Raw genomic sequence first — 14,272 nt, forward strand, 5'->3', positions numbered from 1 at the left:
CGCCTTTTGTTTACATGATAGTAAAGTGCCAATTTCAATACATATGAGCTTGCTCATTTAGGCTGCATACTCCTAAAGGAAGGCAGGGGCCTCATGAAGACAATTAAGTTTATTATCAGTTTTTGTGTTCTCTTTATTGGTATGTTAATTATTGGAGAAAGCCATACCTTCCACTTAGATAATTTCTATACTAAATTTGATCAAACAACCCTGTATAAGCAGCCCCATACAACGGATCAAGAAATGGTCAAAGATATACTTAATTCTGCTAAAAATAACGATGTTGAAGTATTTACCTACATAAAATCGCCTAAAAGTATGTTTTCCACTGAGTTTGAAGTATATGGATCATCCGGAGTAGAACCATATATAAATAAGGAACTACAAATCCATGAAGGAGAGTATGGGAGTCTTTTTATGGGGAACATTCGCTTCTCATTCTCGGACTTGGGGAAAATAGGAAACATGGATGCTATTCATGAGTTTTATGTAATAGGAAATGACGATCAGGTTCATACATTTAAAATGAATTTAATTGATAAGTATGCTGGTAACCATCCGCAAGAAGGTTATGAAAATACAGAACTACGAAACACTATCATACTTATATGGCTGTTGATTTTATGTATGATTTTATTCCTAACTTTTTATGATGCGATATTTACAAAAAAAGAAAGTCTCATTAAAATTTCCATGGGAGAATCGGTTCACAAAATATTTTGGAAAAATGTGATGATAGATTCGATCGTTCTGACTGTTCATTTTTTTATAGCCGTTAGTGTCTTATCCCAGTTTACTAGTGTATTGTTTAGATTCGATCTTTCATTGACGTTCTTTCTGCTTATGCTGTTTTTAAATTCCTTACTCTATTTGAGTCTTTTTAATTATCCGATAAAAGAAGTTTTTTCTAATAGTGTAGGTTCTAAAAAACTATTGACATTAAACTACAGCTTGAAATTATTTACATCTATTATCACTATTTTAATTATTTCAAGTAATTTAGTTTTTATAATTGAATCCGTTAACTTATACAAACAAAAATCTTTTTTTGAAGAGTATTCCGAATACGATTACATCCGGCTTCAGTATAAACCTGTCCCCAATCATGACGGTTCAGCAACGAATACTCTGACAGACAGTGTGAACGTACAGACGAGCTTTTATCAAGCATTTTTTCGGGAATTTAAGGCAACTTCATTTGTTAATATTTCGAACCTGACAAAGGTAGAAGGAATTTTGGCCAACCAAAATTCATATGCCTACTTATCAAGCAAAATCAAAGAATTGAGAGAGGCAGCGCTAGCTGAGAAAGTTTATTTCGTATTACCGAAACGATTGTCAAATGATACTGGTGTCGTGAAAAAAATGATAGAAGCTGTTCGCTTCTACGAGGGTGCGGACTTTAGCTATAATCATGAGGTCATTTACTATGAAGATCCTATAGAATTGATAAGCATTGATGAAAATTATACGTATGGAAGCGATTTTTTTGAGAACCCCGTCATCATTTATAATAATCTGGCGCCCAAAATGCTCCCATCGGGTTCGAATAATATACAAAAAATGAATGTTTTGCATGATATTATGTATAAAGTTGAGGATCAAGCATTCACTCGTTTTATTGAAGAGCATGGATTAGAGAATCAAATTGTTAGCCGGACAAATGTTTTGGAAAACTACGAAAATAAATGGACTATTGCGAAAAGAGTATTGTATATCAACCTCGTGTTTAGTGTATTGGTTATCGTAATGGAACTTCTTATTATTAGTTCGATTATTAAATTGGAATATGATATTAATGCGATTGAACTTGCGGTAAAGAAAGTGATGGGATATAGTGCGGTTGAAAAGCACAGGAAACTACTCGTTTTGACCGTGTTAACGACGACATTAAGTATGGGCCTAACTGTGATTATTTCCTTCATGCTAAAATTCAGCGAGTTCTACTATTTAATGATTGGCGGAATATCCATCTTATTATTGGAAGTGGCTGTTATTTTATTTTTCATTCATAGAATTGAAAAAGTGAAGATTCAGAAAATTTTAAAGGGAGGAAATCTATGATTGAGATTAAAGGGTTAACTAAAAAATTTGAAGACAAATACCTGTTTTCCAATTTTAATTTGACGATCAGCGACAGGGCATTCGTCATATTCTCTGGGCCAAGTGGTTGTGGGAAAACGACATTGCTTAATATGATTGGAGCCATTGAGAAAATAGACGAGGGAGAGATTAAAGTTGATGGTATTGACATTAAAAATAAAAAAAATCATTTGAATTACTTTAGATCAAAGGTAGGGTTTCTTTTTCAAAATTTTGCGTTGGTCGATAATAAAACGGTGAAAGAGAACTTGAACTTGATTCGTAAGGATTGTAAAACGAACCTTTCGATGGTAGAGGCACTGAAAATTGTAGGCTTGGAAGATAAATTGAACAAAAAAGTATACACATTATCAGGTGGAGAGCAGCAGCGGGTAGCCTTGGCCAGACTGATGTTAAAAAAATGCGATGTCATCCTAGCCGATGAGCCTACCGGTTCTCTGGATACAACGAATGCAGCAACCGTCATGAACATTTTGAAAAATTTAAATGAGCAGGGAAAAACGATTATTCTTGTCACTCATGATGAAAAGATAAAAGAACAGGGGAGCCTCATGGTGAATTTATGAAAAACAAAAAAAGTATCTTCTTAATAATTGCTGCTGTATTTATCCTTTGGAATGTAGGCTGGTTCATAGCTGTAAACGTCATCTATAATAAATATACCGTTCCAATCCCTAAATTTCATGGTGTATATATGAAAGAAGAAGAAGGTTACATTTATAATGTTAAAAAACCTGGCTATTTAAGATTAACAGGAAACTTAGGAGTTGCTAAAGCCGATAGTTTCAACGGTTTAATTATCTGGCCGCTATTATTTGGGGGATATGAATACGGGCTCAGATTTCAAGGAGTGAACGGCGAAGTATATGAAATTTTGGTGGATAAAAATTTGAATCCTATAAACAATGATGATGAATCTGCTCTGAAAGCAATGGAAGAGAATGAGGTGCAGATACAAGAGCTGGTTTCAAGAGCTCAACGAATGTGGAATTTAGAATTTAATGAAGCTAGTTAAAGAAAGGTGATTTACCTAATGCTTGAAAATGACTGGTTTCTCAACAATTTGGCGCCATCCTCTAGGGATGGCGCCTTTATTTTGTACGCCTCTCTTGCCTAATTCTTATTTAGGTGAAGAGCAGTTAGCGAGCAGTGCGATTAAACTTTCGGCGCCTCTAGCTGCGCCTTAATGCCTTCCTTCGCCTCTTCAGCCTTTTCTGATACTGAACCAATGATATGCTCGGCGCTTTGCTTTGCATGGTCGGCTACGTCGCAGGCCTCATCGCGAACCGTAGTGGCGAGGGTTTGCGTTTTGTTGCCTATCGTAGAAACGAGATCGCTAGTTTTCTCGCTAATGTTGGAAGCTAAGCGGCCCGTTTTTTGGGTTAAATCTGAGCAGGTATTGGAAAGCGATTTTCGCAGCTCGGAGCCTGTTTTTGGAGCAAGCAGCAGGGCTGACAAAGCGCCGAGCGCACCTCCAATAAGAATTCCCGCGAGCAGTCCGTTTGATTTTGCTTCATTTACAGGATTTGACATATTAATCCTCTCCTCTTATCTGGTTATCGTCTCTCATGTCACTAAGTAACCTCCCTAGCCGTTTTTGAAACAAGCTTTAATATGTGAAGTGGCAACCGAACAATGCGGAGGGATCATTTTTTATAGGATTGGAATGGCATTATCGTTTATGATATAACTACTAGAGCGTTTCACTTTGAAAAAAAAAGGTTGATTAAGTTGTAGCAACGAAAGGAGCGCGAACATATGCGAATTGCAATTGTGGACGACAACGCTACGAATTTGCTCATAATAGAGAAAATACTGCAAAAAGCCGGATACACGAAATTAGCAACAGCCTCCTCAGCGATGGAGCTGTTTGATATTTTGGAGCTAGATGAGCCGAATGCGACGGAACCGCCGGTTTCTCTCATTCTAATGGATTTAATGATGCCGGGCATCGATGGCATTGAAGCGTGCAGGCGTATTCAGGAAAGTGAGCGGTACCGCGATATTCCGGTTATTTTTGTTACGGCGCTCGGGGATTCGAATAAGCTGGCGGAAGCGCTGGACGCGGGAGCGATCGATTATGTCATGAAGCCGATTAATAAGGTCGAGCTTCTGGCTCGCATTCGCTCAGCACTTCGTCTTAAATATGAAAAGGATTGGCATAGGGAGCGCGATCAGCGAATTTCCTTCGAGCTGAATTTGGCGAAGCAGGTGCAGCGCAGCATATTAAGCGATCCGATAGACAATGATCGGGTGAAAATCGATGCGATTTATCGGCCGTCCTCCGAGCTGGCCGGCGACTTTTATGCCTGGTATTGCTTAGGCGGCGGAAAATATGGCGTGATTTTGCTTGATATGATGGGCCATGGCATTTCTTCCTCGCTCGTGTGCATGTATATTTATTCGGCGCTGCAGGATACGATCAAAAGCATTTCCGATCCCGAGCTCGTCGTGCTTGAGCTGAACCGAAGAATGATGCAGCTGCAAGGCTCGAATCAACTGATGAACTATTATTTTACCGCTATCTATTATGTGCTGGACACGAAGGAGCAGACGATTGAATACGTCAATGCAGGACATCCCGCTGGCATCGCCTTTGTGGATCAAAAACCGCAGCTGCTGACGGAAGGCTGCTGCGCCTTAGGATTTTTTGATAACATTGAAGTGAAGAAAGGCAGCATTTCTTATCGCAACCAAGTGAAAATTGTACTTTATACCGATGGTCTGCTGGATCAGCTCGCCAAAGGACAAGAGGATGACGTTCAGCAGCTGCAAGCAAGGCTGGGTGAAGATGGGGAACAGCTTGAGGATCATGTGCTGAATTTGTTCGAAGGTTTAGGACAGGTGAGCCAGCAGGACGATATATGCCTCGTTACGGTCGAAACAAAAGTGAAGGCGTAATAGATAGTACAAGCGAGATACAAATAGAAAGAAACGATAGGCCCAAAGCTGGCAGCACGCTTTTACGGAAAAATAATTTTGAAATCGTTGCCCGCCAGCTGTTTCAATCATTTCCAAACGGTTTAATATAAGGATATCTGACTATTTCAGCAGATGTTGGTTTTGTATGATCAGCATGATCGGCTGCATTCACTTCATTGTAAACGTAGGCATGATAAACGTAATAGTCGCTTTCATCCCGGCAAGCGGCAAGCAGGCAGCTGGTCTTCAAGGTCGGCTGCTCTCCGCTTGTGCAGTGACGGTGTTATTGATATGATCTACTTAAAATTTGCCTTGGGAGTGTGTTCAATGACGTTAAACAAATTTCAGGCAGTTATTCATGAAACGGATAGCGCGATAATTGTACAAGTAGGCGGTGAGCTTGATTTGGCCGCAGCGCCTGAGCTGCGCTCCCTGCTTGAAACGGTTGTCAATCGTACGGATAAAACGCTCGTTCTTGATACGGAACGCCTTGCTTATATTGATAGTACAGGTATCGGCATCGTTGTGTCGGTCATTAAAGCGCGTGATGAGAAAAAAGCCGAATTTATCGTTAAAAATATTCCAAGAAGCATTAAGCGGCTATTTGATATTACAGGCATTTCAGGTTATATCAACGAAGGGACCGTAAGCTAAGGATGAAGCGTATTGTGATGCAAATACCGGCGGACGCACAATATTTGGATATCGTGAGGCTTGGCCTGTACGGTATTGCTTCTAAAATGGGTTTTTCGTACGAGGATATCGAAGATATGAAGGTTGCTGTGGGAGAAGCATGCAATAACGCTGTTCTACACTATATGCCAGATCAAGCGGTCGAGCGGGAATCGGCTGATGCCGTTCAAGCAGCCCAGGATGAGCTTCAAATTACGGTTGAATTTGAAGTGCTGCCAGATAGCTTGACGATTAAAATTACGAATAGCGGGGCAGGCTTTGAAGCTGACGCTTATATGGAAAAGGCAGGGCCGCTTGAAGGTGAAGACGCGAGCGGTTTGGAAGTTGGCGGACTTGGCTTGTATTTAATGCAGGCGCTAATGGATGAGGTTAATATACATTCTGCTGAAAGTACGCAGGTTGTTATGACCAAGCGTCTTCTGCCGCTGCAATAACACATAACCACGACTAGAGCATGGGACGCCCCTGCAAGTCGTGGTTTTGTTTTTTTATATCCCTAGACGGCCGCTGTTTCATTCCTTGTAGAGCAGGGTAACTTAAACGTAACAAGAAGCACAAGGAAAGCAAGGGGGCCATGCTTATGCTATGGGAAATAGGGGTTTTGATAGCAGCAATTGCTTTTGCCATACTCGTTTATTATGTGATAGAGGCACTGAGATCACTTAAGTATTCACTTGACGAGATGAGGGTAACTTTAATCGAAGTGAAGCATGAGATATCGGCAATCGGTACAGAAGTGAAGGGTGTCGTTCAAACCACGAACTCTGTTGCAGATGATGTAAATATGAAGCTTAAATCGCTTGATTCGCTGTTCGGCTCGCTTGATGATGTAGGCCATGTCGTTCAGGAAGCAACCTCGGCGGTTAAGGAATCGGCGGTTGCACTCATTTCCTCTGTGAAAACGAAGCAGAAGCAGTGGCAAGAGGCCGCCGTCCAAGCAGAAGCCCAAGCTGCAGCTGCAAGGTCACAAGCAGCAGGGAATGGGAACAACAGCAGCGCAAAGATGGAATTAATTATGCAAGGAGCGACGCTTGCAACGAAGGTGCTGCAGCTGTTTGCAGAGAGAAAGGCCAATACGGCCGCCGCAGAGGGAGCAGCAAGGCAAGCTGCGGTTCATAGAACGACTTCAAGTACACCGTCGTAAACAGGCTGCTTGCAGCATAGAACATAACATCTTACTGTAGAAAGGAAAGAATGGCTGATATGAAAACATCGGTGCAGTTGACAATTCCAGCGGAGGCAGATTATCTCGATATTGTAAGATTGACCTTATATGGTTTGGCCGTTAAATTAGGTTTTGAATATGAGCAAATTGAAGATATGAAGGTAGCTGTGGGCGAGGCGTGCAATAACGCGATTATACATGGCTATGAGCATCTCGGCTCGGGCGAGCTTCATGTGAATTTTGAACAGCAGCTTGACGGCTTGAAAATTTGCATTCGTGACAATGGTACCAGCTTTAATTATCAGCAGGCTATCAACCGTACAGCGGGGGCGCTTCATACGACAAGACTAAGCGATGCTCCAACTGGCGGTCTTGGTCTGTATATGATGCAGGCGCTCATGGATCATGTGGAAGTGAATACAACTAGCGGTACGGAGGTCATTCTTACCAAACTGCTTGGGAGAAAAGAGGAGATGGCATGAGTACAAAACCCTCCTCCAAAGCTCCAAGTGAAATAGCCGCCTTCATGCAAACTTACCGTGATGAAGGTTGTAATGAAGCGGCTACGGCGCTTCTAGTGCATTATGAGGATATTGTTCGAATGGCGGCTAGCAAAATGTCTCGCAGCCGCCCGGATTTATATGAGGATTTATATCAGGTAGGCCAAATGTCGCTGCTGCGGCTTTTTAAACAATACGACCCTTCAATCGGTATTCCGTTTGAAGGTTATGCGATGAAAAGCGTCATCGGCAATTTGAAAAATTATTTGCGTGACCGCTCTTGGTATATTCAAGTGCCTAGACGTGTAAAGGAAAAGGGCAGCATGCTTCAGCATGCGATCGACGAGCTGACGGTAAAGCTGGAACGCTCGCCGAAAGTGGAGGAAATCGCCGACCATCTGGAGCTTACGCAAGAAGAGACGATTGAGATTTTGGCAGGACGCGATTATTACCATTACACGTCGCTTGATACGCCGTTGACCAGCGAAGGGGATGGCGCTTCTATTGGCGATCTCATTGCCAATCCGTCCGATGAATTTAGAGCGCTTGATATGAAGCTGGATATAGGCGAAGCGATGAAAAGCCTCAAGGAAGAAGAGCAGACGGTCATCCATTTAATCTATCAGGAGGGCCACTCTCAGCGAATGATAGCCGATAAGCTGGGAGTCTCGCAAATGAGTGTTTCCCGTATTCAGAAGCGCGCGATTGAGAAGCTGCGGGCATGGTTGTAGGTTCGTCAGGAGGCCGCTATTCCTTGCCATACTCTTAGCAATGGTGATAGAGTTATAGGTATGGTTGGAATGGAGGAATGACTTATTTGGCGTTCGATGCGCTTTACAATAAGAGCGAAAATTTTATTAGGCTACCTTTGTATACTATTATGCTTAGCCGTTGCTATTGCCATTATTGTAACCCGTATGAGTGCTTTGCAGAATGAAATCAATTTTATCGCTGAGCACGATATTGCCGTTCATGAAATGGTGGACCAACTGGAAATGAATATGCTGGATATGCAAAATGGACAGCGCGGTTACGTAATCAGCGGTGATGAGAAGTATTTGGTTCCCTATAACGACGCTAATCTGGTGTGGGAAAGTAATTATAATACGCTTCATGAGCTATTGATGGATAATCCTGTCCAACAGGCTAATTTGGACGAGATTAAAGGGAATATTGAGCAATGGGGCAAGTCTGCAGGGCAGCCCGTTGTCCAACTGCGCAAAGAAAACAAGATGGATGCTATACGAACATATTACGAGAGCGATCCGGGCAAGGAAATCGTGGAAAAGGTGCGTTCCCAACTGGACCAGCTTCGTAATTCGGAGAAGGAGCTTACGAAGCAAAGAGTGGATACGCTCTCACAAAATAATCGCAATTTGCAAAATGCGTTATTTGTTGCATTTGCCTTAGTGACGATAAGTGCGATTGCTGCCGCTTTATTCGTTTCGGGCGCCATCGTGAATACGATTAGGGATGTCAAAAATACGATTCGTCGCATTATCGCTTCGGAAGGTGACATAAATGAGCGTATTCGCGTGAATACGAAGGATGAAATTCGGGAGCTGGCCGAGGCGACCAATGAATTGCTAGACAACGTCAATGAAGAAAGCTGGGTACAGAAACGAACCGTGGAGATATCGGATATGTATCAGGGCTTTAAGCATATCGCTGACCTCTCCGAAGCGTTTGTCTATCAAGTAACGCCGATGCTTGATGCTACTTATAGCGCCATTTATCTACGCCATGTGCAGAATGGTGTGACTACCTATGTGAAGACGGCCTCTTTTGCAGGACATGAGCATGCAATAGAAGCAGCCGTAAGCTTTAAGCCTGGAGAAGGAATTGCTGGCCAAAGTGTCGTTGACAAACGGCTGTATCATTTGACAGATTTGCCAATGGGATACGTTAAAGTCCGCTCCTCCTTGGGCGAGGCTTCTCCTCGCAGCTTGCTGGTGGCTCCGATTTTCTTTGAGGGCAAGGTTCTGGCAGTTGTAGAATTTGCTTCATTAGGAAGCTTCGACGACAAGCATCTTACGCTTATTAAAGCGCAGCAGGAAAGCCTTGGCGTAGCTATTAACAGCGTCGTAGGCCGCATGGAAATCGAGCGTTTGCTGAATGAATCGCAAATGCTGACAGAGGAGCTGCAGGCGCAGTCCGAGGAATTGCAGGCACAGTCTGAAGAAATGCAAATGCAGCAGGAGCAGCTGCGCCTGACGAACGACTATTTGCAGGAGCAGCGGGATTTGGCGGAGCAGCGCAACAGGCAGCTGGAGCAGACGAAGCATGAGCTTGAGGATTATTCTGAGAAGCTTGTGCAGAGCTCGCAGTATAAGACGGATTTTCTGGCCAATATGTCGCACGAACTGCGTACACCGCTTAACAGCATTTTGATTTTGTCGCAGATGCTTTATGAGAATGAAAATAAGACGATGACGGAGGAAGAGCAGCATTATTCCCATGTCATCCATTCAGCGGGCAAAGATTTGCTCAGCCTTATCGATGATATTTTGGATTTGTCGAAAATCGAAGCCGGAAAGCTTGAAGTGACGATCGACGATGTAAATATGACAGAAATTCCAATGCTGATGCGCCAGTTATTCGATCCCGTAGCGGAGAAAAAACAGCTTTTCTTCGTTACCGACTTCGATGAGCACGCACCGCCTATTATCTCGACGGACGGTCACCGCTTGCAGCATATTTTGAAAAATCTGCTTTCTAATGCATTTAAGTTTACAGATAGTGGTTCTGTGCGCCTCCGTATTTCTCCGGTAGAGCAAGCACGTATGCTAGAGCTGTATAATGGCGAGGCGCCATCCGATACGATGATTGCGATTTCGGTAACCGACAGCGGCATTGGAATTTCGCCAGACAAGCAAGCAATTATTTTTGAGGCGTTCCAGCAAGCCGATGGCACGACGAATCGCCAATATGGCGGTACGGGCCTAGGCTTATCGATTTGCCGTGAATTTACCCGCCTGCTTGGGGGCAGGCTGCAGCTTGAGAGCGTGGAGGGCGAGGGAAGTTCGTTTACGTTGTATTTGCCAAGCTTAAGTGAAGAATTCACAACGTTCAGTCAGGAAATGCTGAATAGCCGTGCCCAGTCGGCGGCTGGTGCCAATACCGTCATATTGCTTACTTCTGATGATGTTGGAGGCGACACTCGGCAGCCGGAAGATAAAGTGCCTAGCGAGGAAGAGGCGGCCCAATTAAAAGCTCATATAGAGGATACTCGGCTGTTCGAGGGGAAAAGGGTGCTGCTCGTAGATGATGACGACCGGAATGTATTTGCGCTCAAGACGGCGCTTACCAGTAAAGGGGTTATCGTGGAATCGGCCAGCAACGGCAGGCTTGGTCTGGAGCTTTTGAATAAACAACCTGATTTTGATATTATTCTTATGGATATTATGATGCCGGTTATGGATGGATTGGAAGCTATACGCAGCATTCGCAGCAATCCTATCCTCAAAGAGCTGCCGATTATTGCGCTCACAGCGAAAGCAATGAGAAATGATCGGGAGCGCTGCATGCAGGCGGGCGCTTCGGATTATATTAGCAAGCCGCTCCAAATGGAGCAGCTCTACTCGCTGCTGCGTGTATGGATGACGAAGCAGGAGGGCCGATGAATCAAGAAGTGGAGAATGTAGAGCTGGAATTATTTTTAGAAGGCATCTACCGTTATTATGGATTTGATTTTCGGCATTATATTCGTTCGTCGCTCTTGCGCCGGATTCAAAATCGGTTGCGTATTGAAGGTATTCCTACGATCACAAGACTGCTTGACCAGGTGCTCCGGGATAAAGAAATGCTGGACAAGGTGCTGCATGATTTTTCTATTAGAGTAACCGAGATGTTTCGGGATCCTGGATTTTTCCGTGCCCTGCGGCAAGAGGTTATCCCTTATTTGCGGGAGCTTCCGGAAATTAGAATATGGCATGCTGGCTGTGCGACTGGTGAAGAGGTTTATTCCATGGCGATTTTGCTCAAAGAGGAAGGACTCACGCAGCGCAGTAAAATTTATGCGACCGATATGAGCGAGAGCGCAATTGAAAAGTGCCAGCGCGGCGCTTACCCGCTCAAGCAAATGCAAATTTATACGAAAAATTATATGGAAGCGGGCGGAACGATCGCATTTTCCGAATATTATCAAACGGATCATCAATATGCTTATTTTTTGCCGGAGCTGCGTGATAATATTATGTTCGCCCAGCATAATTTGGTGACGGACGGCTCGTTCAATGAATTCCATCTGATCATTTGCCGCAATGTGATGATATATTTCGACACGACCTTGCAGCAGCAAGTCCATAAGCTGTTTTACAGCAGTTTGGCAGCAGATGGGTTCCTCGGTTTGGGCAATAAAGAATCTATCGTCCAGCTTGATAAGCATTTGCGATATGTCGAATTTAACCCGAATGAGCGGATTTATCGCAAAGTAACATTAGGCGGAGAATCCATAATATAGGCTTTATAATTGAAAGAGCGGCTTGTCTGCTCTTTTTTTGTGTTATATAATTTTTTTGCCAATAAGTAAAAAAGGCAGGGATGCTATCAAAGATTGTCGAATACTTTAGGAGAAATGGGCTATTTATGAATTTTCGAAGCTTTGAGGTGCAGGAATGAGAGAAGTATTGAGATACATAAGGTTCATCGTATTATTCTTCGTTTTATCCATCAGTTTAATGGTTCCTCGAGCTTTTGCGAGTTCTCCTCCTCCACCAATAACACATATTGAACAGTGGTATATCCAATGGCTAGATGAGGCAAGTCAGGAACCGGTGCTCGCAGATGTGATGGATCAGGAGCATATGGATAGCTGGATTTTGGCTTCGGGGAATGATCGGGTAGCCGACAAGCCAGACGGCTTTAACTCCGCCTGGATCAAGATTGAGGTTCCTGCTTTGAATTGGGAAAACCCGGGCATTATGATGGACGTTAATTATGCGCAACAAATTCGTATATATACCGATGGTTATCTGATTTATGAGGATGAGCGAAACTACGGTTATGAGACGAATAATATTTTGCTAAAGCTGTCTCCCCATTATTATAATAAGCCGATATACATATATTTAAAAGGCAGTGCAGATGCGAGCCTGCTAGGAATCGATGGCAGCGTGAAGCTGGGCGATTTTCAAAGCATGAATTCTAAATATTTGCAAAAAAATATACTGGATATTATTTTGGGCGGCACGCTTGTTTTTGTATCGATTTCATTGCTAATATGTATGCTGTTTGTGAATAAAATATATTGGCCAGGCTGGAATTCGTTATGTCTCCTAATGCTGTCGCTTGGAGTTATGACGTTGACGATTTCCCCGTATTTGTATGCTTTTTTCGGCAAATCCAGCCGGGTGTATTATTATTTGTTTGATATCTCATCGACGTTTATTATGACTTGGGTCTTTTTGTTTTTCGAGCAAATTATCGGGAAAGGCACAAGCCGAATTTTAAAATATTGTTTGCGTGTCCAATTGTTTATCTCCATCGGAAGTATGCTGTGGATGCTGCTCAGCATTGTTTTTGGCGGAGAGGTGCTGCATCTGTATGAGATGATCATTTCATACATCTTCGCTGCATCTGTCTTTATTGGAAATCTTATTTTGATTTCGGTGCTGGCGCTGTATTGTGTGAGGCGCAACCGGGAAAGCATTATCATTTCCATGGGCTTTGCGCTGTTTGCTCTTACGGTTGTTTCAGAGCTTGCTATTTATTTAACGCATAAAGATTACGAAATGTTTTATTGGAAATGGGGAACGCTGTTTTTCATTTTTTCGTTGATTGTCGTGTTGATTCGGCGAATCATTTATAATTATGAGCAAATGATGCTGTACTCCCGAAAGCTTGAAGTATTCAATAATGAGCTGCAGCGCTCGGAAAAAATGGAAATTATTAGCCAGCTCGCCGCTTCAGTCGCTCATGAAGTACGCAATCCGCTCCAGGTGACACGCGGTTTTCTCCAGCTGATTGGCCATCGTTCCGCCGATCAGAAGGATAAAAATTATATGCTGCTTGCTATCGATGAGCTGGATCGCGCCTCCAGCATCATTACGGACTTTTTGACCTTTGCCAAGCCCCAGGTGGAAATGACGACCATTCTGAATATAGCCGAGGAACTGGGACAAATTGAAGCGATTTTATCTCCGCTTGCTACGATCCAAGGCGGAGAACTGCGGGTGGAGTCGAATTTTGAATTATATGTGCGGGGGAATTCCTCTAAGTTCAAGCAAGCGATTATAAATATTGTTAAAAATAGCATCGAAGCGCTGCCGACAAAGGGAAGCATCGACATTATCGCGTATCAGGAGGATTCTACTGTCATTATCCGCATTAGCGATAATGGAGTTGGGATGGAGGAGAGCGAGCTGGAAAGATTAGGCGAGCCGTATTTCTCCAATAAGTCCAAAGGTACGGGGCTTGGGCTGATGGTAACCTTCCGAATTATCGAAGTGATGAATGGCCGGATCTATTTTAACAGTATTAAGGGAGTAGGCACGGAAGCCTTCGTGAGCTTGCCTATAGCAGAAATTCAATAAAAGCGCCTTGCCATTCTGGCAAGGCGCTTGATTTATGACTGTACATAGAAGTTTACTTCCAAGGAGGGGCTGCGACAGCTGGATTGGAGCTATCAGCAGGGCTAACAGGAATAACGAGATAATAGCTGTTAGGCTGTTCTTCTACCGCGTTGACTTCAACGCCTTCTGGAACTTCAACTTGAAACGCCTCTTTAATAGCGGCACGTGGATCAGCCAGGAGCTGCTTTTTGAAAGCCTCATCTTCCCATGCTTTCTGAATAATTTGCTGACGTAAATTGTTTTCGCTGCTCATACTTCTCCACCTTTCTAATCTTATGTATAAGTTCCATTTACATATTGTAACATGAAAATTCGAC

The 14,272-nt window shown here is 43.2% G+C and carries 15 protein-coding genes; 12 read left to right on the top strand and 3 right to left on the bottom strand.

What is annotated here, in order from left to right; translation table 11 throughout:
- The first annotated feature begins 93 nt into the window (after window positions 1–93).
- From WH37_RS02745 to WH37_RS02755, 3 genes are read left to right on the top strand one after another with little or no spacing between them, the layout of a single operon-like run.
- Window positions 94–2,064: a DUF1430 domain-containing protein gene (locus tag WH37_RS02745; RefSeq protein ID WP_046229041.1), complete on the top strand. Its 1,971-nt coding sequence runs from the start codon at window positions 94–96 to the stop codon at window positions 2,062–2,064.
- Window positions 2,061–2,669: an ATP-binding cassette domain-containing protein gene (locus WH37_RS02750; protein ID WP_046229042.1), complete on the top strand. Its 609-nt coding sequence runs from the start codon at window positions 2,061–2,063 to the stop codon at window positions 2,667–2,669. Before WH37_RS02745 ends, WH37_RS02750 begins: the two co-directional genes overlap by 4 nt.
- Window positions 2,666–3,118 (top strand): hypothetical protein, encoded by a 453-nt coding sequence (locus WH37_RS02755; protein ID WP_046229043.1) that lies wholly within the window; start codon window positions 2,666–2,668, stop codon window positions 3,116–3,118. Before WH37_RS02750 ends, WH37_RS02755 begins: the two co-directional genes overlap by 4 nt.
- A gap of 140 nt (window positions 3,119–3,258) precedes the next feature.
- On the opposite strand, the gene WH37_RS02760 is transcribed toward WH37_RS02755, so the two are convergent.
- On the bottom strand, window positions 3,259–3,636 hold the full coding sequence (locus WH37_RS02760) for a YtxH domain-containing protein (protein WP_046229044.1): 378 nt from the start codon (window positions 3,634–3,636) through the stop codon (window positions 3,259–3,261).
- A 225-nt stretch (window positions 3,637–3,861) separates the two neighbouring features.
- Between WH37_RS02760 and WH37_RS02765 the strand changes: the two genes are divergently transcribed.
- Complete coding sequence (locus WH37_RS02765) at window positions 3,862–5,004, top strand: PP2C family protein-serine/threonine phosphatase (protein ID WP_046229045.1); 1,143 nt, start codon at window positions 3,862–3,864, stop codon at window positions 5,002–5,004.
- 103 nt (window positions 5,005–5,107) lie between these two features.
- Here the strand turns inward: WH37_RS02765 and WH37_RS35290 are convergent, their stop codons facing one another.
- The gene (locus tag WH37_RS35290; protein WP_156182207.1) at window positions 5,108–5,275 is read right to left on the bottom strand and encodes a hypothetical protein; all 168 of its coding nucleotides are present in this window, start codon (window positions 5,273–5,275) and stop codon (window positions 5,108–5,110) included.
- Between the two features lie 77 nt (window positions 5,276–5,352).
- Here WH37_RS35290 and WH37_RS02770 point away from each other — a divergent pair, with 77 nt between their 5' ends.
- From WH37_RS02770 to WH37_RS02805, 8 genes are all read left to right on the top strand, one after another.
- Window positions 5,353–5,679, top strand: coding sequence for an STAS domain-containing protein (locus WH37_RS02770; protein WP_046229046.1), 327 nt, complete (start codon window positions 5,353–5,355; stop codon window positions 5,677–5,679).
- Between the two features lie 17 nt (window positions 5,680–5,696).
- Entirely contained in the window at window positions 5,697–6,152 is a 456-nt protein-coding gene (locus WH37_RS02775; protein ID WP_231594103.1) for an ATP-binding protein, read from the top strand.
- A 146-nt stretch (window positions 6,153–6,298) separates the two neighbouring features.
- The gene (locus WH37_RS02780; protein WP_046229048.1) at window positions 6,299–6,862 is read left to right on the top strand and encodes a DUF948 domain-containing protein; all 564 of its coding nucleotides are present in this window, start codon (window positions 6,299–6,301) and stop codon (window positions 6,860–6,862) included.
- Between the two features lie 50 nt (window positions 6,863–6,912).
- Entirely contained in the window at window positions 6,913–7,365 is a 453-nt protein-coding gene (gene rsbW / locus WH37_RS02785; protein WP_046229049.1) for an anti-sigma B factor RsbW, read from the top strand.
- A 44-nt stretch (window positions 7,366–7,409) separates the two neighbouring features.
- Window positions 7,410–8,114: a sigma-70 family RNA polymerase sigma factor gene (locus WH37_RS02790; RefSeq protein WP_231594104.1), complete on the top strand. Its 705-nt coding sequence runs from the start codon at window positions 7,410–7,412 to the stop codon at window positions 8,112–8,114.
- A 186-nt stretch (window positions 8,115–8,300) separates the two neighbouring features.
- Window positions 8,301–11,006, top strand: a complete 2,706-nt coding sequence (locus tag WH37_RS02795) for a CHASE3 domain-containing protein (protein WP_231594095.1) — start codon at window positions 8,301–8,303, stop codon at window positions 11,004–11,006.
- Window positions 11,003–11,845 carry a CheR family methyltransferase gene (locus WH37_RS02800; RefSeq protein ID WP_143088553.1) on the top strand — a complete coding sequence of 281 codons (843 nt, stop codon included), beginning with the start codon at window positions 11,003–11,005 and terminating at the stop codon, window positions 11,843–11,845. The genes WH37_RS02795 and WH37_RS02800 overlap by 4 nt, the downstream gene beginning before the upstream one ends.
- Before the next feature lie 313 nt (window positions 11,846–12,158).
- Window positions 12,159–13,916, top strand: a complete 1,758-nt coding sequence (locus WH37_RS02805) for a sensor histidine kinase (protein WP_052736765.1) — start codon at window positions 12,159–12,161, stop codon at window positions 13,914–13,916.
- 52 nt (window positions 13,917–13,968) lie between these two features.
- Here WH37_RS02805 and WH37_RS02810 read toward each other — a convergent pair whose 3' ends face one another.
- Complete coding sequence (locus WH37_RS02810) at window positions 13,969–14,208, bottom strand: NHLP leader peptide family RiPP precursor (protein WP_046229053.1); 240 nt, start codon at window positions 14,206–14,208, stop codon at window positions 13,969–13,971.
- Window positions 14,209–14,272: the final 64 nt, after the last annotated feature.

This window comes from Paenibacillus algorifonticola (genome assembly GCF_000971975.1).
GTDB classification, from domain to species: Bacteria; Bacillota; Bacilli; order Paenibacillales; family Paenibacillaceae; genus Pristimantibacillus; species Pristimantibacillus algorifonticola.